Origin of the sequence: Flavobacterium xanthum (assembly GCF_900142695.1) — a bacterium.
Classification (GTDB): domain Bacteria; phylum Bacteroidota; class Bacteroidia; order Flavobacteriales; family Flavobacteriaceae; genus Flavobacterium; species Flavobacterium xanthum.
This window is the reverse complement of record NZ_FRBU01000002.1, coordinates 113749-137108: the sequence shown is the minus strand read 5'-3', so window position 1 is coordinate 137108 and position 23360 is coordinate 113749. Positions and strand designations below refer to the sequence as shown.

Here is a 23360-nt window from a genome sequence, read left to right as displayed (position 1 = left end):
CAAAAGTAAAGTTAGTTCGTAATTTACCGAACTAAACGAACTTAAAATTATGTTAATTTTTAAGAAAACGATTTCTATAGCATTTATTTTCTTTCGAATAAAAATCTAAAGTTTAAACCTCAATTAGTTATATTTAATTTAAAAATTAGTTCGTGAAAAAAAATTGCTTAATATTGAGAAGAGAACAATTGCACAATGTTTACATTTTATTAAACCAAATGAATTTAACTATGAAATCTAAAACCTTTAAGAACTCTTTGTTACTGATTGCGTTATTTTCTGCAACGGCCGCTATGGCACAACATAAATATGTGAACACCCCTCCGGAGGTTTCGCCAATGCAAATGAAACCCGAAATGACTGAAATTTGGGAACCAGAAGTAAAAGTGATTACACCGGCTAAAATGCTTGGAAATGCACCTTCGGATGCAATTATTTTATTTGACGGTAAAAACCTGGATCAATGGGCAAGTCAAAAAGATGCCAGCAAACCTGCACCGTGGAAAATTGTTGACAAAGATTATATGGAGGTTGTTCCGGGTTCAGGAGCTATTCAAACTAAAATGGCTTTTGGTGATTGCCAGTTGCACCTGGAATGGAGCGCACCGGATGTAGTTTTAGATGGCGGACAGGCAAGAGGAAACAGTGGTGTGTTTTTCCAAAACAGATATGAATTGCAAATATTGGATTCCTACAATAACAGAACCTACAGCAACGGACAAGCGGGAAGTATTTATAAAGATCATCCACCATTAGTAAATGCCGTAAAAACACCATTAGAATGGAATGCTTATGATGTAATTTATACAGCCCCGCGATTCAAAGCGGATGGAAAAATTGATTCTCCAGCTAGAATCACCGTATTTTTAAATGGTGTTTTAGTACAAAACAACACGACCATAAACGGTTTGACACTATATATCGGTTTACACAATTATCCGTCGTCTCATGGCGACGATGTTATCTCACTTCAAGATCATGATTCTAAAAATCAATTCAGAAATATTTGGATTAGAAAACTTTAAAAAGTAAACCAACGGAGCGCTACAAACGCTCCGTTTTTTTTGCTGTAAATCAAGAACAAGGAACATTTCTGTTTTGAAATCTAAATTACTTATATTTGTTGACCTTAAAATAAAGTTATAGTGAGTCAAATCAATAAGCTGAAAATATTCAATGATCCTATTTATGGGTTTATTACCATTCCAAATGCCTTAATCTACGATTTAGTTCAGCATCCTTATTTTCAACGTTTGCGTAGAATTTCCCAAATGGGATTATCGTATTTAGTATATCCTGGTGCCAATCATACCCGTTTTCATCATGCTTTAGGTTGTATGCATTTGATGCAAAAAGCAGTCGATGTATTGCGTTTCAAAGGCGTTGCAATTTCTCCCGAAGAAGAAAATGCATTGTACATTGCCATTTTATTGCACGATATAGGGCATGGCCCTTTTTCGCACGCGATGGAAAAAAGCATTGTTGAAGATGTACATCATGAAGAAATATCACTATTATTCATGAACCAATTGAATGTGGAATTCAATGGTCAATTAAGTCTAGCTATTCAGGTTTTTAAAGGCGAATACAATAGGAAATTCATGTTGCAATTGATTTCGAGTCAGTTGGATATGGATCGCATGGATTATTTGAAACGCGACAGTTTCTATTCAGGAGTGGCAGAAGGAAATGTCAACTCAGAGCGATTGATCCAAATGATGAATGTTGTGGACGATTATTTGGTGATTGAAGAAAAAGGAATTTATTCTGTTGAGAAATTCTTAATGTCTAGACGATTAATGTATTGGCAAGCGTATTTGCACAAAACGAGTTTAGTGGCAGAGTTAATTTTGATGAAAATCTTAAAGCGTGCCAAAGAATTAACGCTAAAAGGAGTGCAGTTGCCTTGTAGCGAGCCATTATTATTTTTCATGCAAAACAAAGTCACAATTGCTACGTTTGATGCTGAAACTTTGGATTTATTTGCTCAACTAGATGATTTTGATATCATTGGAGCATTAAAATCCTGGCAAAAGCACGATGATTTTATATTGTCCTCTTTGAGTAAAATGATAGTAAACCGAGATTTATTAAAAATAAAGCTAACTAGTGAAAAAGTAGCGATTGAAGAATTACACCCATTGAAAGAACGTTTTTCAGTGGAAAATAATATTTCATTATTGGAAACCAATTATTTTATTTTTAAAGGGAAAATAAAAAACCAAGCCTATAGTAAAGAAGCGGAACCTATACGAATTTTGAAAAAAGATAGCACAATTGAAGACGTAATTGAATCATCTGATCAGCTGAATTTAAAATCATTATCTAAATTAGTGACCAAGTATTATATCTGTTTCCCAAAACAACTGTTATAAAAACGCCATTTAAAATCTATTTTTTTATATTTTTGTCGCAATGAAACGAGCTAACACATTTTTTTTTAATACCATCAGGACATTACATAGTGAGATCCATCTTATTCCTATAAGAAATACAATCAGATAAGATGAAATTTACAGCAGAACAAATAGCAGGGATTTTAGAAGGAGAAGTTGTTGGTAATCCGATGGTGGAAGTTTTTAGATTGTCAAAAATTGAGGAGGGTGTTGAAGGTTCGTTGACTTTTTTGTCAAACCCTAAATACCTCAATTATATATATTCCACAAAAGCATCAGTAACCATCGTGAATGATTCTTTTGTGCCAGAGTCGCCTGTAACCACTACATTGATAAAAGTGGCAGATGCATACGGAGCGTTTTCTAAACTGTTGGAATTTTACAATCAAGTTAAGCTTAATAAAAGTGGAATTGAGCAACCTTCCTTTCTTTCGCAAAGTGCAAAATATGGCGATAATCTATATTTAGGCAGTTTTAGTTATGTAGGACAAAATGTTGTTTTAGGTGAAAATGTAAAAATTTATCCGAATTGTTTTCTGGGAGACAATGTTATAGTTGGTAATAATGTAGTTTTATTCGCTGGTGCAAAAATATATTCGGAAACTATAATTGGTAACAATTGCACGATTCATTCAGGAGCTATCATTGGTTCGGACGGTTTTGGCTTTGCGCCTAATCCAGACGGAACTTATACAAAGATTCCTCAAATTGGTAATGTAATCATTGAAGATAACGTTGATATAGGCTCTTGTACTACTATTGATAGAGCCACGATGGGTTCTACTATTATTAGAAATGGAGTAAAACTTGATAATCAAATTCAGATAGCCCATAATGTTGAAATAGGGGAGAATACAGTGATTGCTGCTCAAACAGGCGTTGCAGGTTCCACTAAAATTGGAAAAAATGGATTAATCGGTGGTCAAGTAGGAATTTCAGGTCATCTGACCATTGGGAATAATGTCCGAATTCAGGCGCAAGCTGGCGTCGGAAGAAATATAAAAGACAACGAAATTTTGCAAGGAAGTCCGGCATTTGGATACAACGATTTTAGCAAATCGTATGTTCATTTTAAGAATTTACCTAAAATTGTTGCCGAAATAAAAGAATTAAAGAAACAAATATTAAACCAAAAAAATGGAAACAATGGTTAAACAGAAGACCATCACGACAGAGATCTCGCTAACTGGAGTTGGACTACATACCGGTAAAGAAGTTAAAATGACTTTTAAACCTGCTCCGGTGAATAATGGTTTTACTTTTGTTCGAGTAGATCTGGAAGGACATCCTATTATCGAAGCAGATGCAAATTATGTAGTAAACACCCAAAGAGGGACTAATTTAGAAAAACTGGGTGTTAAAATTCAAACTCCAGAACATGTTTTAGCAGCACTGATTGGTTGTGATTTAGACAACATAATTATCGAATTGAACGCTTCGGAACTGCCTATAATGGATGGTTCTTCTAAATATTTTGTTGAAGCGCTTGAAAAAGCAGGATTTGAAGAACAAAATGCCAAAAGAAAAGTTTACGTAGTGAAAGAGGTTATTTCATTCACTGACGAAGCTTCAGGAAGTGAAATTTTAGTGATGCCAAGTGATCATTATTGTGTAACTGCCATGGTTGATTTTGGAACTAAAATTTTAGGTACCCAAAATGCAAACATGAAAAGTATTGCTGATTTCAAAACTGAAATAGCAGAATCCAGAACTTTTAGTTTTTTGCATGAATTAGAATCCCTTTTAGAAAACGGATTGATAAAAGGAGGCGATTTGAACAATGCAATAGTCTATGTTGATAAAGAAATTTCGGAGGCAACAATGGAAAACTTGAAAGTTGCGTTTGGAAAAGAAACTATTAACGTAAAACCTAATGGAATTTTAGACAATCTTACTTTGCATTATCCAAATGAAGCAGCAAGACACAAACTGCTTGATGTAGTGGGTGATTTAGCTTTAATAGGTACTAAAATACAAGGAAAAGTTATTGCTAATAAACCAGGACATTTTGTAAATACACAATTTGCCAAAAAAATGGCAAAAATTATAAAAATAGAACAGAGAAATTATGTTCCCGTTTATGACTTGAATCTAGAGCCATTAATGGATATTCATAAAATTATGGCGGTATTGCCTCACAGACCACCCTTTTTATTGATTGATAGAATCATTGAAATGTCTGAGAGCCATGTTGTAGGGATGAAAAATGTCACCATGAATGAAAATTTCTTTGTGGGTCATTTTCCAGAAGCACCAGTTATGCCAGGCGTTTTAATAGTAGAGGCCATGGCACAAACAGGAGGAATTTTAGTTTTAAGCACAGTTCCAGATCCTGAAAATTATTTGACTTATTTTATGAAAATTGACAATGTCAAATTCAAACATAAAGTATTACCCGGCGACACCTTAATTTTTAAATGTGATTTGATAACTCCTATCAGAAGAGGGATTTGTCACATGCAAGCAAATGCTTATGCAAACGGAAAACTGGTTGCTGAAGCGGAATTAATGGCTCAGATTGCTAAAAAACAATAATTTTTGTTGATTTGATTATCGATTATTCGATCAATCGCTTAAACAGTTAAACGGTTAAACAAAATAAAATGAATCAACCCTTAGCCTATGTTCATCCCGGTGCTAAAATCGCCAAAAATGTCGTAATAGAACCCTTTACAACTATTCATAACAACGTTGTCATTGGAGACGGTACTTGGATAGGATCCAATGTTACGATTATGGAAGGTGCAAGAATTGGAAAAAATTGTAATATATTCCCAGGAGCAGTTATCTCCGCTGTTCCGCAAGATTTAAAGTTTGGAGGAGAAGATTCGCTTGTAATTATTGGGGACAATTGTACAATCAGAGAGTGCGTTACCATCAATAGAGGGACAATTGCATCAGGACAAACTGTAATTGGCGACAACTGTTTAATTATGGCTACTGCCCACATTGCTCATGATTGTCACGTAGGAAATAATGCTATTATTGTTAATGGAGTTCTTCTAGGAGGACACGTAACTATTGGTAATTATGCTATTGTTGGAGGTTTATCAGCAGTTCATCAATTTATCAGTGTGGGAGACCATGCGATGATTTCAGGTGGGTCTTTACTAAGAAAAGATGTTCCACCGTACACAAAAGCAGCAAAAGAACCACTGTCCTATGTTGGAATTAATTCGGTTGGATTGAGAAGGAGAGGCTTTACATCTGAAAAAATCAGAGAAATTCAGGATATTTACAGAATTTTATATCAAAAAAATTATAACGTTACGCAAGCTTTGGGTATTATTGAAGCAGAAATGGAAGCTACGCCTGAAAGAGACGAAATTATTGATTTTATCAGAAATTCATCAAGAGGAGTAATGAAAGGATATTCTGGAAATTATTAATCCCCTCCCCAGCTCTCCCCGAAGGAAAGAGAGTCGAAATGGAATTATTTTGATAAAAAAAATGATAGTACAAAATTAAATAGCATAAAATAAATAATTAACAAATTTCCAGTCTTAGCTCCTTCCCCTTCGGGGAGGGTATGGATGGGAAAAATAAATCATAAATAACAATGGCATCTACATCAGATATTAAAAACGGATTGTGTATCAAATACAACAATGACATTTACAAAATTATTGAATTTCTTCATGTTAAACCTGGAAAAGGACCCGCTTTCGTTAGAACCAAACTGAGAAGTTTAACTAATGGGAAAGTATTAGACAATACCTTTTCTGCTGGACATAAAATAGAAGAAGTTAGAGTAGAAAATCACAAATTTCAATTTTTGTATCCAGAAGGGGATGATTTTCATTTTATGAACACAGAGACTTTCGAACAAATTACATTGAACAAAAATATTTTAGACTCACCAGATTTGCTAAAAGAAGGAGAAAACGTAATGGTAAGTATCAATACAGAGACTGATTTACCGCTTTCTGTGGATATGCCTGCATCTGTTATTCTTGAAGTGACTTATGCTGAACCAGGAATCAAAGGTAATACAGCTACAAATGCAACTAAATCAGCGACTGTTGAAACGGGTGCAAGTGTAAATGTTCCCTTGTTTATTAATGAAGGAGATAAAATTAAAATTGATACTGCATCCGGTTCTTACATGGAACGAGTTAAAGAATAGTTTGCAGTGGTCAGTGTTCAGTAATCAGATATACTGGACACTGATTACTGAACACTGAATACTAAATAAATGAAATTCCAAAAAGCGTATACCTTAGAAGAAATTGCATGTATCATTGGCTGCGAATATGTAGGTAATGCCAATTTTCCTGTTTTAGGAATGAATGAAATTCATGTTGTCGAATTTGGCGATATTGTTTTTGTGGATCATCTAAAATATTATGACAAGGCATTAAATTCTGCTGCGTCCATAGTTTTGATTAACAAAAATGTCGCATGTCCCGAAGGAAAAGCGTTACTGATATCAGAAGATCCTTTTAGAGATTTTAATAAATTGACGAATTATTTCAGGCCTTTTCAATTTTCAAATGTTTCAATAGCAACTTCAGCTTCAGTAGGTGAAGGAACTGTGATACAGCCAAATACATTTATTGGAAATCATGTTGTTATTGGCAAGAATTGCTTAATTCATTCTAATGTTTCTATTTATGATTATACCGTAATTGGCGATAATGTAATGATTCATGCAGGAACGATTCTAGGCGCTGATGCTTTTTACTATAAAAAGCGGCCTGAAGGTTATGATCAATTACTTTCCGGTGGTCGCGTGGTAATCAAAGATAATGTGGGTATTGGAGCACTTTGTACTATTGACAAAGGTGTAACTGGTGACACAACAATTGGCGAAGGCACAAAAATTGACAATCAAGTACATGTGGGTCATGATACTGTTATTGGAAAAAAATGTTTAATCGCCTCTCAAACTGGAATAGCAGGTTGTGTGATTATTGAAGATGAAGTAACGATTTGGGGACAAGTAGGAACCACTAGCGGTATTACTATAGGAGCTAAGGCAATTATTTTGGGTCAAACTGGAGTGACAAAATCCGTTGAAGGCGGAAAGTCTTATTTTGGTACTCCAATTGAAGAATCAAGAGAAAAATTGAAACAACTGGCTAATATCAAAAAGATACCCGAAATTCTAAATAAACTAAAATAATATGTCTGCTAAAGAAATTGTTCAGAAATTTTATAAATCGGATGCTTTAATTGATCGTGAAGTTATCAAAGATTTTTTGCATCCAGAGGTAATCGTGGAATGGAATAGTAGTACAGGATTTGTGGAACTTAATTATGATTCGTTATTAAATTTGTCCAATGATTTAAGTAAAGCTTATGTCCGTTCTAAGGTTCGTATAAGCCATCTTATTGGTGAAAATGATTTGATTTCGGTACGTTATTCTCATTTTGTGAAAACGATTGAGAACCCAAGAGAAGAAATGTTATTGGCACATTTTATAGTTATTTGGCAAATAAAAGACAATAAATTATTTCGAGGCTATCAAATGAGCCAATTATCCTAATTTAGTGTCAAAAAACTGAATACTGAATATGGATTAGTGCTTACTATTTTATACTTTTGCATAACCATTTTAAAAACTACATAAAAAATATATCATGAGTGTTTTAGTTAATAAAGATTCCAAAATAATTGTTCAAGGTTTTACAGGAAGCGAAGGAACTTTCCATGCTTCTCAAATGATTGAGTACGGTACTAACGTTGTTGGTGGTGTAACTCCAGGAAAAGGTGGGACTACTCACTTAGATAGACCCGTTTTTAATACTGTAAAAGATGCTGTAGAACAAGCAGGAGCTGATACAACTATCATTTTTGTACCGCCAGCTTTTGCTGCTGATGCAATAATGGAAGCTGCAGATGCAGGTATAAAAGTAATTATTGCAATTACTGAAGGAATTCCTGTTGCTGACATGATAAAAGCAAATAGTTATGTTAAAGAAAGAAACGCAAGATTAATAGGTCCAAACTGCCCTGGAATAATCACTCCGGGTGAAGCTAAAGTTGGTATCATGCCAGGTTTTGTTTTCAAAAAAGGAACTGTAGGTATTGTTTCTAAATCGGGAACATTAACATACGAAGCGGCTGACCAAGTAGTAAAACAAGGATTAGGAATCACTACTGCAATTGGTATTGGTGGAGACCCAATTATTGGAACAACTACAAAAGAAGCAGTTGAATTATTGATGAACGATCCAGAAACAGAATGTATCGTAATGATAGGTGAAATTGGTGGACAATTAGAAGCTGATGCTGCTCATTGGATCAAAGCTGATGGTAACCGTAAACCAGTTGTAGGATTCATTGCAGGAGTTACCGCTCCTCCAGGACGTACAATGGGACATGCAGGTGCAATTGTTGGTGGTTCAGATGACACTGCAGAAGCTAAGAAACAAATCATGAGAGAATGTGGAATTCACGTAGTGGATTCACCAGCAGAAATTGGTAAAAAAGTTAAAGAAGTTTTAGGTTAAGCTAATACTCCAATTAAATATTCTAAAAAGCCTCGCAATTTGTGGGGCTTTTTTAATTATAAATTGAATTAAAGAAATATCTTTGCACTTTATTAAATGGATTTGTTTTTTTCAGATTCAATACTAATAAAAGTAAATACAAACGAATGGTTTCTAATGGGCCTCACGATTTTGTGGGGTATTTTTTTGTCGAAGTCATTTCAAATAAAAATAAAATAATATGTACAAAGAATTAAAAAAATTCAAAGTTACCAATCAGTTTTCATTTACTGCAGAAGATAGTCTTGCAGAAGTATGCAATGCTTCAGAAGGATCTGGAGTATTTTTAGTATACTCAGTAGGGGATGAAAAAGAGTTAATAATGGTTGGTTCTACTGGTACCGTTCAAAATAACGGAACTTTGAAAATTAAAAATGGTGGTCTTCAAGAAAAAATTGTAGAAGGACACCAATTTGCAAAAACAGGAAGAAAGTATTCTTGGCCAGCGCAAATGAAAATTGAAAATATAAGCACGCTAGAAGTGGTTTGGTACGAAACATTTAATGACAAGACCAAAGTAATTCCAACTTTTGTAGAAGGACAAGTTTTACAAAACTTCTTAGACGAAAACGGAAGATTGCCTAAATGGAATGTAGCTTTTTAAAAAGTTAACAACTGTTTTTAAGTATTTTATATGGAAGCGTTACATATTTATGTGGCGCTTTTTTTTGTTTTAAAATATTTTTATGAAATTCAAAACATTTCATGAATTATTAATTACTTTTGCACCCGTTATCACGAATCCTGTAATAGGATAGCAACCTGCAGCAACAAGCAAGGTGCTAAAACGATAAGCCAAATCCTTTGGAAAAAATGTTGTTTACATTCCCATTAGTAGCTTTATTTTTCGTCATAACTTTTAATTTTAAATTATTTTTATGACTCTATTTTCAAAAGAAACCGGAAATCCCTTTGCGTTGATTCCGTTGTTTGTATTTATTTTTACATTTTTAGGAGCAGGAATTGTCTTGAATGATTTTTATGCTTTTCCGTCCCCAGTAGCAGTTCTCATTGGTATAATAGCCGCTTTTTTATTATACAAATCATCAACTGAAGACAAAGTGGAGACCTTGATAGCAGGTTGTGGCGAAAGCAAAATTATGACCATGTGCTTGATTTATTTACTTGCGGGTGCTTTTGCAGTGGTGAGTAAAGCTATGGGCGGCGTTGATGCGGTAGTGAATCTTGGAATCAACACGATTGACGTGGCTTATTTTCCACTAGGAATTTTCTTGATTGCTGCGTTTTTATCAACAGCAACAGGAACTTCAGTTGGCGCTATTGTAGCTATTGGACCAATAGCGGTTTCACTTGCTGATAAGAGTGGCGCTTCTCTACCATTGATATCGGGTGCTTTATTAGGCGGTTCGATGCTTGGGGATAATTTATCCATGATCTCTGACACTACTATTGCAGCTACTCAGTCCTTAGGATGTGAATTAAAAGATAAATTCAAGGTGAATTTGTTTATTGCCTTTCCAGCAGCAATAGTTACTATTCTAGTTTTCTTTTACTTGGGGTTAAACTCTGATATTGTTACTGTAGCTATTGCAAAAAATGATTTTTCATGGATTGCAATTGTACCTTATTTATTGGTCATTGTTTTAGCGGTTGTAGGTGTTAATGTTTTTTCTACATTAATTATAGGAACGTTATTAGCGGGCATTATTGGGTATGTTGGAGGTTCTTTTACAATAATGGAATTCACTCAAAAGATCTATGAAGGTTTTACGAGTATGACCGACATCTTTTTGCTTTCGATGCTTACTGGCGGACTTGCTGCTCTAGTTGACAAAGCAGGCGGAATTACTTATCTGTTGGTCCAAATCAAAAAACGAATCAAAAATAAAAAATCAGCACAAGCTGGAATTGGGGCTTTGGTAGGCTTTGCTAATTTGGCTATAGCCAATAACACCGTATCCATTGTAATAACAGGACCAATTGCAAAAGAGATTAATGATGAGTATGAGTTGAGTTCGAAAAAAACAGCAGCGATTTTGGATATTTTTTCGTGTATTGTACAAGGGATTTTGCCTTATGGTGCACAAGTATTATTAATATTAAGTTTTGCAAATGGTAAATTAGATTTTTTTGATTTGATTAGTAATGCTTGGTATCATTTATTTTTACTCGCCTTTACATTAGTCGCTATTTATAGTTCCTTTTGGGATAAACTGGTCAAACGATTTTTTCACATCTAAAAAGGAAATTTTATGATTGTTATTGAAAGCGAAATTTTTTTTAAGAAAGGAAATATTATATATTTGGCAAGTCGTTTTTAGCCCTGATAGCAATGGAGATCCTTTTCTATTTTTTCTTTAAAAATAGAAAAGATTGCAATGAATAGCAGGAATAGCTCAAAATAAAAAATAAATTAATTTTTGATTATGAAATTACTAGAAGGAAAAGTTGCCATTATCACAGGAGCAAGTCGCGGAATTGGAAAGGGAATTGCAGAAGTTTTTGCAAAACAAGGTGCAAATGTTGCATTTACTTATAGTTCATCAGTAGAATCAGCGATGGCTTTAGAGAATGAATTGAATGCTCTTGGGATCAAAGCAAAAGGCTACCAATCAAATGCGGCGGATTTTAACGAAGCGCAAACGCTTGTTGACGCCGTTATAGCTGAATTTGGAACAGTTGATATTTTAATAAATAACGCTGGAATTACTAAAGACAACCTATTGATGCGTATGTCTGAAGCTGATTTTGATCAAGTAATTGATGTGAATTTGAAGTCGGTTTTTAATATGACTAAAGCCATTCAACGTACATTCCTAAAACAACGGTCTGGTTCGATTATCAATATGAGTTCTGTTGTAGGAGTGAAAGGAAATGCAGGACAAACTAATTATGCGGCATCAAAAGCAGGCGTTATTGGATTTACAAAATCAGTAGCATTAGAATTAGGTTCTCGTAATATTCGTTGCAATGCAATTGCTCCAGGATTTATAGAAACGGAAATGACGGCTAAATTAAATGAAGATGTGGTCAAAGGATGGAGAGATGGAATCCCTTTGAAACGCGGTGGAACAACGGAAGATGTTGCTAATGCGTGTCTTTTCTTTGCCTCTGATATGAGTGCCTATATAACAGGACAAGTTATGAACGTTTGTGGCGGAATGCTTACTTAAAATAAGAATCGGTATTTAGTTTTCAGGATACCATTCTGAGAACCTAAATTGATTTTTGAATACGACCAAAATATGACCACAACCACCATACTATTATTACTTTTTTCTTTATTAATAGCAGGTGGTTTATCCTATTTTCAATATATCCACAAAGCCAAAAACAAATCGAAAGTCGGTTGGTTTTTGGCTTTCTTACGTTTTTTATCCATTTTTGGAATTTTACTGTTATTGATTAATCCAACATTAACTAAAAACACCCTTGAAACCGTAAAAACGCCTCTACCTATTGTAGTGGATAACTCTAGCTCAGTTTCGTTTTTAAATGCGAATGAAAAAGCAGTGGAATTGTATAAAAAATTAGAAGCAAACTCGGCGTTACAAGAAAAATTTGACGTGCAATTGTATCGATTTTCAGATGATTTTGAACCTGCAACCACACTTGACTTTAAAGGAACGCAAACCAATATAGATGCTGTCTCCAAAAATTTAAAAAGTATATATAAAAATACTAGTTATCCAACAGTATTGATTACCGATGGAAACCAAACTTCAGGTAATGATTATGTGTATAGTTTTGATGCTACAAATAAAGTATATCCCCTTGTAGTAGGAGATACGACTACTTTTTTAGATTTCAAAATCAATCAATTGAACGTGAATAAATATGCTTTTCATAAGAACAAATTTCCTGTAGAAGCTTTTTTGCACTATTCAGGAACTAAAAGCATAACGGCTGATTTTATTATTTCGCAAGGAAAAACAATCTATAGCAAACAACCGATTGCTTTTTCAGCTTCTAAAAAAACGGAAACAGTTAGCCTGCTCTTGCCCGCTGATAAAATAGGATTACAACTTTTTAAAGCAACTATTTCATCCAAAGAACAGGAAAAGAACAAGTATAATAATACGAAGAATTTTGCCGTTGAAGTACTGGATCAAAAGACTGCTATTGCACTCGTTTCGGCAATCAGCCATCCTGATTTAGGAGCATTAAAAAGAGCAATTGAATCTAATGTACAACGCAAAGTGACAATTGTTAGGCCTAATGATATCAAATCAGTACAAGATTATACTATTCTTATTTTTTACCAACCTACTGCTGAATTCAAAACTATTTTTGAGAATAGTAAAATGGCTGGAATCAATACGTTTATTATTACTGGTAACAATACAGATTTTAATTTTTTAAATCAGCAACAGGATAATTTAGACTTTAAAATGAGCGGACAAAAAGAGGATTATTTATCCGTTTTTAATAAGCAATTTAACTTGTTTGCATTGGAGAATATTGGGTTTGAAAATTTCACGCCTTTACAAAATGCTTTTGGTACCGTTACTACAAAGGGAGCAATCTCAGTTTTACTTTCGTCTAAAATTAGAACAATCGAGACGAACGCGCCTTTGCTCGCTTTTGCAGAAAATCAAGGCAAACGAGTTGCTTATCTTTTGGGTGAAAATAGTTGGAAATGGCGTTTACAAACACATGTAGATACACAATCATTTGAGAAATACGATCTTTTCATAGATAAGGTTGTTCAATTTTTAGCTTCTAATAACTCCAAAAAATCATTGGTAGTGGAACATGAAAGTTTTTACAACTCAGGCGAAGCAATCGAAATTACAGCTCAATATTTTAATAAAAACTATGAATTCGACGAAAAAGCAAGATTGACAATTGCTGTTACTAATACTAAAACGAAACAAACGACGAACTACGATTTATTGAAAGGAAACAACTCCTATAAAGTGAATCTGGATAGATTAAAATCGTGTTCTTATTCCTTCTCAGTAAAAGAATTAAATTCTGGAACGACTTACTCCAGCAGTTTTGAAATTCTTGATTTTGATATCGAAAAGCAATTTATCAATCCTGATGTAGCCAAATTGGCGCAATTAGCATCGCAAACGGAGGGCAAGGTATATTTTCCAGACCAAATAAATGGTTTAATAAAAACACTTTTGGAAAACGAGGATTACAAAGCAATACAGAAAAATAGTGTAACCAAAACACCTTTGATTGACTGGGTTTGGTTATTAATATTGATCTCCATTTTACTTGCTACAGAGTGGTTTGTTCGAAAATACAATGGATTGCTTTAAGCAAATACGAGAAAATAACATGGATTTTAGACTAAAAGTGTTTTATACGGTTGCCAATCGATTGAGTTTTACAAAAGCAGCAGCGGAATTGTTTATTACGCAACCAGCGATTTCAAAGCACATTCAGGAGTTAGAAGAATATTATAAGATTAAACTTTTTGATAGAAGTGGATCAAAAATTTCCTTGACAACTGCTGGCGAAGTGTTGTTACAACATACCAAAAGTATTTTTGAAGTGTACCGCGAAATAGATTTTGATATGAGTACACTGATTAATCAACGTTCTGGATTGTTGCGAATAGGTGCCAGTACAACAATCTCTCAGTATATTATTCCACCACTTTTAGCTCGTTTTCATCAAAAATTGCAAGATGTAAAAGTGAGTTTACTTAACGGAAATACAGAACAAATTGAAAGCGCTTTACTAAAGCAGGAGATAGAAATTGGAATTGTAGAAGGACAATCCAAAAATAAATCCATTAAATATACCGAGTTTTTAAAGGACGAATTGGTTTTAGTTTGCAGCAGTTCCAATCCTTTAAGCAATCTTGATGAAGTGACGCAAGAGGATTTAAAAAGAATGCATTTTTTAATGCGAGAACAAGGTTCAGGAACACTTGAAGTTATTGAACATGCCCTGAAACCATTTGAAATTAAACTATCAGAATTGCAAATTGAAATGCAATTAGGCAGTACTGAAAGTATAAAATCCTATTTAATGAACTCTGATTGTGTGGCTTTTATATCAATTCATGCGATAAAAAAAGAACTTGAAAGCAATGAATTAGGAATATTAGATATTAAAGACCTGATTATTGAACGTTTCTTTTATATCATCACCTTGCAAGGAAAAACTGATTCGCTTTCAGATTTGTTTATCCAAAACATTTCAAATCATTATAATTTAAAGTTATAACGGATTATAATTTGCGATTGGTATTAATAGATTAATCGCTTCACCTTTGTACTGTAATAATTCAATTACTTTACAATGGAAACGCATCAAAAAGAAATTCAAAAACAACCTTTTATTTTTTTTAAAGTTAATGCCACATTGCAGCAACTGATTTTTGTTGTGTTGCTATTGTTTTGTACCACAATTTTTGTTTCACCGCCTATAGCCTTAGTATTAGGATTACTAGTGGCCAATCTTTTTGGACATCCATTTTTAAAATTAAATCATAAAGCGACTAACTATTTGTTGCAATTTTCAGTTGTGGGTTTGGGATTTGGCATGAATATTCATAGTGCGGTATCAGCAGGAAAAGAAGGTTTCTTGTTTACCGTAATTTCTATTTTCACCACTTTGGTTTTAGGAACTTTTTTAGGAAAATGGCTCAAAATCGAGAAGAAAACAGCTCATTTAATTTCATGCGGTACTGCAATTTGTGGAGGTAGCGCCATTGCAGCAATCGCTCCCGTAATCAAATCCAATGAAAAAGAAACTTCTGTCGCTCTGGGAGTCATATTTATTCTGAATTCAGTAGCGCTTTTTGTGTTTCCAGCAGTAGGGCAGTGGTTGGGTTTATCTCAACAAGAGTTCGGCTTGTGGTGTGCTATTGCCATACATGACACCAGTTCTGTAGTAGGAGCGGCAAGTAAATATGGTGCGGAAGCCTTGCAGATAGCTACAACAGTAAAATTAGCACGAGCGCTTTGGATTATTCCTGTAGCGTTGATCACTTCCTTTATTTTTAAAAATAATACAAAGAAAATTAAAATTCCTTACTTTATAGGATTGTTTATTTTGGCTATGATTTCAACTACTTATTTGCCACAAATGAAGATTATTACACCCTATTTTGTTTCAATTTCTAAAATTGGTTTGACCATAACTTTATTTCTAATTGGAGCCGGATTAAATGGAGCTATTTTAAAAGCGGTAGGAATAAAACCTTTAGCACAAGGGATTTTGCTTTGGATATGCATTGCCATTGCTACATTAATTGCAATTATTTATCTAAAATAGTTTTATGATTAAATGTTTTTCTTTTAATCACATGAAATTGCAGTCGGATATAATCATACATAAGAGCAATTAATAAAAAAGTAGCAGCAATAAAAAGTGTTTTTATTTTCAGTGTATTATAGAGAAAACCACCTGAAAAACAGCCAATAAAAAAGAAAATGATGATGGACAACCGAAGATAGATACTTATTTTTAATTTTTTCTTTTCCTCTGGCTTTTTATAAAAAAACAATTGAGACAGTTCAATTCCTAAGTCTGTAAAAAGCCCGGTTAGATGGGTAGTTCGAACTATAGATTGTGAAATTTTTGTCACTAAAGAGTTTTGTATTCCCATGGCGAAAAGCATCGAAAAAGCAATCCATTTTCCTTCCAAACTCGATAGGGATGTTTGGGTTCCAAAAATACCAACCGCAATCAAAACAATCATTTCTATAGAAATGGGCAGTACATGAGATAGATTTGGATGTTTTTTTGAAATTAGTTCTGCTAAAAAATTAGAGGTAAAGGCACCTAATAAAAAGAAAATAGTGAATACAAAAAAAGTAATAGCGGCTACGAAATCCCGTTTCATAATCTCTTCGGCAAAATAGGCGAAATGTCCCGTAACATTAGTAGTTAAAGTTTGAATGGATAAAACTCCCGTAATATTTACAATTCCAGCTACAAATGATAATAAAGTAGCCAAACGAAGATTGTGAACAAAAGTTCTATTTTTTCCTTGATGTCGAAACATAGTTGTAGTTTTCTTTTTTAATTAACACAATCTTAAATCCTTTTTTTTCTAATAACGAATTAAAGAAATACATTTGTCTTTCAAAAAAAATAAATTTAATGAAAAATTTTAAAATTAGACCTACGTTTATTGCTTTATCTGCACTTGGCGTTGCCTTTCTTCTTTTGTCATGGGGAGTTATCGGTCATGAACGAATTAACAGAGCAGCTGTAATGGCATTGCCAAAACCATTGCAAACTTTTTTTTACAATCACATTGATTACATCACACAAGCATCTACTGTTCCAGATTTAAGAAGGAACGTCTTAAACGACAAAATGGAGCCGCCACGTCATTATTTTGATATGGAGAATTTTGGTGCAGTAGAGACTTTTCCTAAAACTATGGAAGAAGCAAAGTCTAAATATGATGAAAAGTTTTTGACTAAAAATGGAATCTTACCTTGGCACATTCAAGATATGATGGCCAAATTAACTAAAGCTTTTAAAGATAAAAGAAAAAATGAAATCCTTTTCATCGCGGGTGATTTAGGTCACTATATTGCAGATGCACACATGCCATTGCATACTTCAGACAATCATGATGGACAAAATACCAACCAAAAAGGAATTCATTCTTTATGGGAAAGTCGTTTGCCTGAATTGTTTGTAAAAAACTATAAATTGAATGTAGCGCAAGGGAAATATTTAGAAAATGTGGAGAAGGCTACTTGGGATATCATTTTTGACACCCACAGTTTAGTGGAACCTTTATTGGCTACCGATAAAAAACTAAGAACTGCAACTCCTGAAAACAAAATGTACGTAACGGATGCCGCTGGAACTATTGTGAAAAACAAATATGGTGGAATGTTATATTCTGATGAGTATGCAGGTAAATTGCATACAGATTTAAACGGGATGGTGGAACAACAAATGAAGAAAGCGATTACAGCAACAGCAAGTTTTTGGTATACGGCTTGGGTCAATGCTGGAAAACCAGACTTAAGCAATCTCGATGCTACTGAACTTACAAAACGCAACAGCAAAAATCTAAAAAAAGATTTGAAAACCTTTGAAAAGGGAAGTCTCTTTGGTTTAATAAATGAAAAAGAATAAATGCTACTTTTCTAATTAAAAAACGGGTGAGACTTATATCTCACCCGTTTTTTTATGCTAATTAATTTTTTGATACTTCTTATTTTTCAATATATCGGAGGCAGTTTGATAGTATGAAACAGTTTCGTTTACTAAATCTGTTCTTTCTTTTTTCAATGGCGTTTGTTCGTAGAATATTTGGAAATCCAACGGTACTGTCTGGTTTGGTTTCAATGCTAGCTGAAACTGTTTGACGCTTTTTTTAGGTGAAATAACCGTTAAAATATTGTCTTTTATCAATCCTAAATCCTGGTATGTGGCAATCAAGGCTCTAGGTTTATAATCTGGTTTTAACACATCTTGACCATAAAATTTACTTTGGTATTTAAAGTTTAATAGCCCTAAAACGGTTGGCATAACATCAATTTGTGACATTAAATTAGTGTAGTTTTGAGGTGCTACAAATCCAGGACTAAAAATCATAGCAGGAATTCTGTATTTATCTGCAGGAAGTTCTGTTTTACCAGCACTCGAAGCACAATGATCTGCTAAAATGACAAATACAGTATTCGTGAACCAAGGCTGTTTTTTAGCCATTTCAAAGAATTTTTTGATGGCAAAATCAGTATATTTTACACCACCATCTCGCGATTTTGCATCGCCGGGAATATCAATTTTTCCATTGGGGTAAGTAAAGGGTCTGTGGTTACTCACCGTCATAATATGATTAAAAAATGGCTTGTTAGTAGAAGCCTCTTTATTCATAATCCCAATAGCTTTATTGTACATATCTTCATCACAAACTCCCCAAATATTATCGAAAGTAATTTCGTTTGGTGCAAACGTCTTTTTATCTACAATATCGTATTGATTTCCTGCGAAAAAATCTTCCATATTATCAAAGAAAGCATCGCCTCCATACATGAATTTGACGGCATATCCTTTTTCTTTAAATATAGCTCCAGTTGAGAATTTATTTTTATTGTCTTTCCTTTTTACAACACTTTCGCCTGCTGTAGGAGGAAAACATAGTGTAACCGCTTCAAGGCCACGCACTGTTCTGTTTCCTACTGCGTAAAGATTCGTAAAAACCAAACTTTTTGTTGCCAAGCTATCTAGAAAAGGAGTGATTTTTTTCTCGTTTCCATACATTTTCATAAATTCCGCACTGTAACTTTCGATCGTTATCAAAACCACATTCTTATGGTTTTCAGCAGCTTCACTTTGAATTAGTCTCAAGGTCGTTTCTCCCGAAATTTGCGGAATCTGCTGCTTTAATTGTGCATAGGCATCAGCACTAGGAACGGTTTTATAAAATTTAAAATAGTCTAATTCACTATTCATAAATGCCAAATAAAACTTATAAATTCCGTTCGCTTGCAATTCATTTGCAAAAATATTTTGAGAATTTTCCTTAACTGATAAAGCTGGAATAGCGAAAAGTGACATTCCAAAAAGAAGGAAATAAATTCCTGAAATTTTCATTTTTTCAACGAAAGCAGGAATACTGTCGATATAAACTTTCGATTTTTTTACAATAACGTAGGTTACTAGTCCAGCAATGATGAAAAGGGCTGAAAATATGGGAATGACAGGATACGATTCCATAATGTTTCCTATAACTTCATTGGTATAAATTAGATAATTTACAGCTATAAAATTGTACTTCACTCCAAATTCATTCCAAAAAAAGTATTCACTGATCCCGTTTTGCAAAATTAAAACCACATATAAAAAGATCACAAAGGAAAACAGCCAATACCGAATTTGGCTCCTATATCTAGGTAAAAAAAGAAGCAATGCGAATAAAACTGTTTTTATCGAAAGAAAGGCAATTACGATTTTGGGTAAAGCACTTCCATATTCATTGAGCACCGTGTTTCCAAAGGAAATATAAAGCAACAGTGCAACGAATAATCCAAGGATGAAATAGCCATAAGGTTTAAAATATTTGGAATTAGATATAAAAATAAGGTACAGCCATAAGAAGCCGCTTACTAGCACAAAAACAAAAAAGTCAGATAAAAAGCCAAATACAAATAAGGATACGGTATCCACCCCAGAAAAGGTAGCTTGAGTTATAGGATGAAAAAAGAGAATTATTCTTAAAAAGAAACTAACGGTAATATAAAAAAGAAGTAAGTAATAGAATGGAGAGATTTTTTTTGATAAATTCATGTATTTATATTTTTGTGTAAAAATATAATTAATTTATAAACTTAATTTTCTACCTAAATTAATATTGACTTAAGATAGAATTTAGCGGGTTCCAAAACAAAATAAAACCAATAATTTTACTAGGAATTTAAAATGCAATTACAATGAAAAAAAATATATTGATTTTGTTTCTTTTCATAGGGACAATGGGCTATTCCCAAAACTGGAAATCTAGTTTTGAAGAAGCAAAATCGCAAGCTATTGCAGAAAATAAAAATATTATACTTGTGTTTTCCGGATCTGATTGGTGTGCACCTTGTATTAAATTAGATAAAACAATTTGGCAATCTAAAGAATTTAAAAAGGAAGCCGATGAAAAATGGGTCTTGTACAAAGCTGATTTTCCAAAGAAAAAAGCAAATTTGTTAGGTGCTGAAGTAACAAGTAGCAATAAAAAATTGGCTTCGGAATATAATAAATCTGGAAATTTCCCACTGGTACTTCTTTTAGATAAAACGGGCAGGGTATTAGGGATAACAGGATATAAGAACACAGGTCCAGAGCAATACATTCAACTCATTCATTCTTTTGAAATCAAATGAGAAAAACAGTCTGTATAGGTTTTTTGTTAGCATTAATAGTAGCTAATGCACAAATTGCGCACAAGCGAAGGTTGTCAATGTTAGGAAGTCCTTTTGAGGTAACCGCTGTTGCTACCGACACTATAAAAGCTAATGAATATATTGATTTGGCTGTAGCCGAAGTAAAACGTATCGAGAATTTAATTTCTGATTGGATTCCCACTACACAAATTTCTGACGTAAATAGAAATGCAGGAATAAAACCTGTAAAAGTAGATGCAGAAGTTTTTGATTTAGTAGAACGTTCCATCAAAATTTCTCAAATTACAAAGGGTGCATTTGATATTTCGTACGCTTCCATGGATAAAATATGGAAATTTGACGGTAGCATGAAAACAATGCCGACGGAGGAAGCCATAAAAAAATCAGTTGCAAAAATTGGATACAAAAATATTATTTTAAATAAAAAAGAACAGACTATTTTTCTAAAATCAGCGGGAATGAAGCTAGGCTTAGGCGGAATAGGACAGGGATTTATTGCTGACAAAATAAAGGATTTGTTATTCTCAAAAGGCTGTACAGCTGGAATTGTAAATGTTTCAGGAGATATTAATGCCTGGGGAAAACAACCAGATGGCAAATCTTGGAATATTGGAATAGTAAATCCTTTGAACAAAAATAAAATATTTGCAACTTTTCCCATCGAAGATAGTGCCGTGGAAACATCAGGTAGTTATGAGAAATACGTTATTTTTAATGGCATTCGCTATTCTCATATTATCGATCCCAGAACAGGTTATCCAGCTACAGGAGTAGTAAGTGTATCCGTTTTTGCTAAAAAAACTGAGATCGCAGATGCTTTAGCAACTGGAATTTTTGTGCTGGGGGTGGATGTCGGGTTGGATTTAGTAAATCAAATTAAAGGTGTTGAATGTATTATTGTAGATGATAAAGGCAAGATTCATTCCTCCAATGGTATTGATGTTCAAAATATAACTAAATAAAAAAGTGAAGATGATAAATAAAATAGCCTTTTTGTTTTTTACAGCATTGATTTTACAGTCCTGCAGTTCCGTAAAAGAATACGAGAAAGAAAAAATTAACGATCCTGATATGAAATTATCAGCGAGAACCGCGGAACGATATGAGACTTCTTTTCAAGTGTATCGGGAAGCTGCTGCAGGAGCCAATGGAGGAAAATCTGGCGGTGGTTGTGGGTGCAACTAATTAAAAGCATGTATTTAGATGGTAAATTTGAATCCTTGAAAAAATGAAAATAAAAATTTTATCTTTTTTTATCTTACTGACTACTGCTGCTTTTGCACAAGATAAAGAGCCAGTATTTAAAAAAAGAGTGCTAGAAAGTACGGAAGTTGACTTTTTAGCCAGTTACTACGATCAAAATGGTTCAAGATCAGCTGTCTCAGGCGGTATAGGATCTGAAAAACTTACAGATGTAGCCTCAAATATTGTGGTGGCAATGCCATTAAATGATGATGATGTTTTGACTATTGATTTGGGAATATCAGCCTATTCATCAGCTTCTTCAAGTAATATAAATCCATTTAATTCCACTGGCGCTTCTGCTGGAGGAGGTGGCGGCGATGATGATAGAGTAGCGGGTGGAAAAGTAGTGGCTTTAGGTCCTTCTGGAACGCCATGGCAAGCTTCATCTGGTGCGTCTAGAAGTGATCAATTGGTGTCGGTGGTTGCTAATTACAGCCATAGTAGTGACTCCAGAAATTTTATATGGAATACAGATGTTTCTTTCTCCAATGAATATGATTACACTTCTGTTGGGTTTGGAGGCGGAATTGCCGGTCTTTTTAATGAAAAAAATACAGAATTAAGCTTGAAAGTAAATGCATATTTGGATCAATGGAGACCAATTTATCCAACGGAATTGCACGAATATTCTAAATATGGTTCTAACTTTTTAAACCAAGGCTATTTTAATGGAGTAACGGTTTTAGATCAAAATGGACAATCTACCGCCAATTATTTGCCATCAGCATTTCAAACGATAAATGCAGTGAATAGAAACTCTTTCTCAGCATCCATAGGTTTTTCTCAGGTCTTATCTAAGAAATTACAAGTGTCCGTATTTTTTGATGTATTGCAGCAACAAGGATTATTGTCTTCCCCATATCACCGAATCTATTTTGCTGACAAAGCTAATTTTTACATTGGACAAGCGCAATACATTAATAATTATGAGAGTACAAGCAATGCTGGAGTCTATAAATTAGCAGACGATATTGAAAGATTACCAGATTCTCGTTTCAAACTTCCTATTGGAGCCCGTTTAAATTATTACATTAACGAACGCTTCCTATTGAGAACGTATTATCGTTTTTACTCAGATAACTGGAACATTCAGTCTCATACCGCTACTATTGAACTTCCTGTGAAATTATCAGATAAGTTTACTGTTTTTCCAATGTATCGCTACTATACACAAATAGCTTCTAAATATTACGCACCGTACGAAACACATTTATCCACAGAAAAATTTTATACTTCAGATGCAGATTTAGCTACATTTGATGCTAATCAATACGGTTTTGGTATCAACTATACAGATATTTTTACAGCATCGAAAGTATGGAAATTTGGTTTGAAAAACATTGATTTTAGATTCAATCACTATGAACGAAGTGATAATCTTAAGGCTAATATTGCTACAATTGGTTTCAAGTTTGTAATGCAATAATGCTTA

The 23360-nt window shown here is 33.8% G+C and carries 22 protein-coding genes and 1 riboswitch; of the genes, 20 read left to right on the top strand and 2 right to left on the bottom strand.

Features of this window, described 5'->3' with window-relative positions; all coding sequences use genetic code 11:
• Positions 1–230 precede the first annotated feature (230 nt).
• The 15 genes from BUC11_RS01760 to BUC11_RS01690 all read left to right on the top strand — a co-directional run bounded on the left by BUC11_RS01760 (position 231) and on the right by BUC11_RS01690 (position 16094).
• On the top strand, positions 231–1025 hold the full coding sequence (locus BUC11_RS01760) for a 3-keto-disaccharide hydrolase (protein WP_073351342.1): 795 nt from the start codon (positions 231–233) through the stop codon (positions 1023–1025).
• Between the two features lie 120 nt (positions 1026–1145).
• Positions 1146–2375: an HD domain-containing protein gene (locus tag BUC11_RS01755; protein ID WP_073351289.1), complete on the top strand. Its 1230-nt coding sequence runs from the start codon at positions 1146–1148 to the stop codon at positions 2373–2375.
• Between the two features lie 131 nt (positions 2376–2506).
• Positions 2507–3550: a UDP-3-O-(3-hydroxymyristoyl)glucosamine N-acyltransferase gene (gene lpxD, locus BUC11_RS01750; protein ID WP_073351288.1), complete on the top strand. Its 1044-nt coding sequence runs from the start codon at positions 2507–2509 to the stop codon at positions 3548–3550.
• Positions 3543–4931, top strand: coding sequence for a bifunctional UDP-3-O-[3-hydroxymyristoyl] N-acetylglucosamine deacetylase/3-hydroxyacyl-ACP dehydratase (locus BUC11_RS01745; RefSeq protein ID WP_073351340.1), 1389 nt, complete (start codon positions 3543–3545; stop codon positions 4929–4931). The genes lpxD and BUC11_RS01745 overlap by 8 nt, the downstream gene beginning before the upstream one ends.
• 68 nt (positions 4932–4999) lie before the next feature.
• Positions 5000–5785 (top strand): acyl-ACP--UDP-N-acetylglucosamine O-acyltransferase, encoded by a 786-nt coding sequence (gene lpxA, locus BUC11_RS01740; RefSeq protein WP_073351284.1) that lies wholly within the window; start codon positions 5000–5002, stop codon positions 5783–5785.
• Positions 5786–5955: 170 nt separating this feature from the next.
• A complete protein-coding gene (gene efp, locus BUC11_RS01735) occupies positions 5956–6522 on the top strand; it encodes an elongation factor P (protein WP_066077467.1) in 567 nt (188 codons plus the stop codon).
• A 69-nt stretch (positions 6523–6591) separates the two neighbouring features.
• On the top strand, positions 6592–7521 hold the full coding sequence (locus BUC11_RS01730; RefSeq protein WP_073351282.1) for a UDP-3-O-(3-hydroxymyristoyl)glucosamine N-acyltransferase: 930 nt from the start codon (positions 6592–6594) through the stop codon (positions 7519–7521).
• Between the two features lies 1 nt (position 7522).
• On the top strand, positions 7523–7885 hold the full coding sequence (locus BUC11_RS01725; protein WP_073351280.1) for a hypothetical protein: 363 nt from the start codon (positions 7523–7525) through the stop codon (positions 7883–7885).
• 94 nt (positions 7886–7979) lie between these two features.
• Positions 7980–8852 (top strand): succinate--CoA ligase subunit alpha, encoded by an 873-nt coding sequence (gene sucD, locus BUC11_RS01720; RefSeq protein WP_035672307.1) that lies wholly within the window; start codon positions 7980–7982, stop codon positions 8850–8852.
• Between the two features lie 220 nt (positions 8853–9072).
• Positions 9073–9495, top strand: coding sequence for a hypothetical protein (locus BUC11_RS01715; protein WP_073351278.1), 423 nt, complete (start codon positions 9073–9075; stop codon positions 9493–9495).
• Between the two features lie 123 nt (positions 9496–9618).
• Positions 9619–9715: riboswitch (SAM-I-IV-variant riboswitch) on the top strand.
• A gap of 54 nt (positions 9716–9769) precedes the next feature.
• Positions 9770–11092, top strand: a complete 1323-nt coding sequence (locus BUC11_RS01710; protein WP_073351276.1) for a Na+/H+ antiporter NhaC family protein — start codon at positions 9770–9772, stop codon at positions 11090–11092.
• Between the two features lie 186 nt (positions 11093–11278).
• On the top strand, positions 11279–12025 hold the full coding sequence (fabG, locus tag BUC11_RS01705) for a 3-oxoacyl-[acyl-carrier-protein] reductase (protein ID WP_073351272.1): 747 nt from the start codon (positions 11279–11281) through the stop codon (positions 12023–12025).
• A gap of 72 nt (positions 12026–12097) precedes the next feature.
• The gene (locus tag BUC11_RS01700) at positions 12098–14125 is read left to right on the top strand and encodes a hypothetical protein (protein WP_073351270.1); all 2028 of its coding nucleotides are present in this window, start codon (positions 12098–12100) and stop codon (positions 14123–14125) included.
• A 19-nt stretch (positions 14126–14144) separates the two neighbouring features.
• Positions 14145–15041 (top strand): LysR family transcriptional regulator, encoded by an 897-nt coding sequence (locus tag BUC11_RS01695; RefSeq protein WP_073351338.1) that lies wholly within the window; start codon positions 14145–14147, stop codon positions 15039–15041.
• Positions 15042–15116: 75 nt separating this feature from the next.
• On the top strand, positions 15117–16094 hold the full coding sequence (locus tag BUC11_RS01690; protein WP_073351269.1) for a YeiH family protein: 978 nt from the start codon (positions 15117–15119) through the stop codon (positions 16092–16094).
• Here BUC11_RS01690 and BUC11_RS01685 read toward each other — a convergent pair.
• Positions 16078–16827 carry a YoaK family protein gene (locus BUC11_RS01685; protein WP_073351268.1) on the bottom strand — a complete coding sequence of 250 codons (750 nt, stop codon included), beginning with the start codon at positions 16825–16827 and terminating at the stop codon, positions 16078–16080. The two genes, BUC11_RS01690 and BUC11_RS01685, sit on opposite strands and share 17 nt — an antisense overlap.
• A 98-nt stretch (positions 16828–16925) precedes the next feature.
• On the opposite strand from BUC11_RS01685, the gene BUC11_RS01680 reads away from it, so the two are divergent.
• Positions 16926–17924 carry a zinc dependent phospholipase C family protein gene (locus BUC11_RS01680; RefSeq protein WP_073351267.1) on the top strand — a complete coding sequence of 333 codons (999 nt, stop codon included), beginning with the start codon at positions 16926–16928 and terminating at the stop codon, positions 17922–17924.
• A gap of 57 nt (positions 17925–17981) precedes the next feature.
• On the opposite strand, the gene BUC11_RS01675 is transcribed toward BUC11_RS01680, so the two are convergent.
• Positions 17982–20081, bottom strand: coding sequence for an LTA synthase family protein (locus BUC11_RS01675; protein ID WP_073351266.1), 2100 nt, complete (start codon positions 20079–20081; stop codon positions 17982–17984).
• Between the two features lie 143 nt (positions 20082–20224).
• On the opposite strand from BUC11_RS01675, the gene BUC11_RS01670 reads away from it, so the two are divergent.
• Genes BUC11_RS01670 through BUC11_RS01655 form a run of 4 tightly spaced genes read left to right on the top strand, consistent with a single transcriptional unit; the run spans position 20225 to position 23354 of the window.
• Positions 20225–20662, top strand: coding sequence for a thioredoxin family protein (locus tag BUC11_RS01670; protein ID WP_073351265.1), 438 nt, complete (start codon positions 20225–20227; stop codon positions 20660–20662).
• A complete protein-coding gene (locus BUC11_RS01665) occupies positions 20659–21645 on the top strand; it encodes an FAD:protein FMN transferase (protein WP_073351263.1) in 987 nt (328 codons plus the stop codon). Before BUC11_RS01670 ends, BUC11_RS01665 begins: the two co-directional genes overlap by 4 nt.
• A gap of 10 nt (positions 21646–21655) precedes the next feature.
• Positions 21656–21868 (top strand): DUF4266 domain-containing protein, encoded by a 213-nt coding sequence (locus BUC11_RS01660; RefSeq protein ID WP_066077493.1) that lies wholly within the window; start codon positions 21656–21658, stop codon positions 21866–21868.
• Between the two features lie 43 nt (positions 21869–21911).
• The gene (locus tag BUC11_RS01655; protein WP_073351261.1) at positions 21912–23354 is read left to right on the top strand and encodes a DUF3570 domain-containing protein; all 1443 of its coding nucleotides are present in this window, start codon (positions 21912–21914) and stop codon (positions 23352–23354) included.
• Positions 23355–23360 lie beyond the last annotated feature (6 nt).

Coding starts and splice junctions, on each gene's coding strand:
- BUC11_RS01760 (WP_073351342.1), top strand. CDS start 231: ATGAAATCTAAAACCTTTAAGAACTCTTTGTTACTGATTGCGTTATTT.
- lpxD (WP_073351288.1), top strand. CDS start 2,507: ATGAAATTTACAGCAGAACAAATAGCAGGGATTTTAGAAGGAGAAGTT.
- BUC11_RS01745 (WP_073351340.1), top strand. CDS start 3,543: ATGGTTAAACAGAAGACCATCACGACAGAGATCTCGCTAACTGGAGTT.
- lpxA (WP_073351284.1), top strand. CDS start 5,000: ATGAATCAACCCTTAGCCTATGTTCATCCCGGTGCTAAAATCGCCAAA.
- efp (WP_066077467.1), top strand. CDS start 5,956: ATGGCATCTACATCAGATATTAAAAACGGATTGTGTATCAAATACAAC.
- BUC11_RS01730 (WP_073351282.1), top strand. CDS start 6,592: ATGAAATTCCAAAAAGCGTATACCTTAGAAGAAATTGCATGTATCATT.
- BUC11_RS01725 (WP_073351280.1), top strand. CDS start 7,523: ATGTCTGCTAAAGAAATTGTTCAGAAATTTTATAAATCGGATGCTTTA.
- sucD (WP_035672307.1), top strand. CDS start 7,980: ATGAGTGTTTTAGTTAATAAAGATTCCAAAATAATTGTTCAAGGTTTT.
- BUC11_RS01715 (WP_073351278.1), top strand. CDS start 9,073: ATGTACAAAGAATTAAAAAAATTCAAAGTTACCAATCAGTTTTCATTT.
- BUC11_RS01710 (WP_073351276.1), top strand. CDS start 9,770: ATGACTCTATTTTCAAAAGAAACCGGAAATCCCTTTGCGTTGATTCCG.
- fabG (WP_073351272.1), top strand. CDS start 11,279: ATGAAATTACTAGAAGGAAAAGTTGCCATTATCACAGGAGCAAGTCGC.
- BUC11_RS01700 (WP_073351270.1), top strand. CDS start 12,098: ATGACCACAACCACCATACTATTATTACTTTTTTCTTTATTAATAGCA.
- BUC11_RS01695 (WP_073351338.1), top strand. CDS start 14,145: ATGGATTTTAGACTAAAAGTGTTTTATACGGTTGCCAATCGATTGAGT.
- BUC11_RS01690 (WP_073351269.1), top strand. CDS start 15,117: ATGGAAACGCATCAAAAAGAAATTCAAAAACAACCTTTTATTTTTTTT.
- BUC11_RS01685 (WP_073351268.1), bottom strand. CDS start 16,827: ATGTTTCGACATCAAGGAAAAAATAGAACTTTTGTTCACAATCTTCGT.
- BUC11_RS01680 (WP_073351267.1), top strand. CDS start 16,926: ATGAAAAATTTTAAAATTAGACCTACGTTTATTGCTTTATCTGCACTT.
- BUC11_RS01675 (WP_073351266.1), bottom strand. CDS start 20,081: ATGAATTTATCAAAAAAAATCTCTCCATTCTATTACTTACTTCTTTTT.
- BUC11_RS01670 (WP_073351265.1), top strand. CDS start 20,225: ATGAAAAAAAATATATTGATTTTGTTTCTTTTCATAGGGACAATGGGC.
- BUC11_RS01665 (WP_073351263.1), top strand. CDS start 20,659: ATGAGAAAAACAGTCTGTATAGGTTTTTTGTTAGCATTAATAGTAGCT.
- BUC11_RS01660 (WP_066077493.1), top strand. CDS start 21,656: ATGATAAATAAAATAGCCTTTTTGTTTTTTACAGCATTGATTTTACAG.
- BUC11_RS01655 (WP_073351261.1), top strand. CDS start 21,912: ATGAAAATAAAAATTTTATCTTTTTTTATCTTACTGACTACTGCTGCT.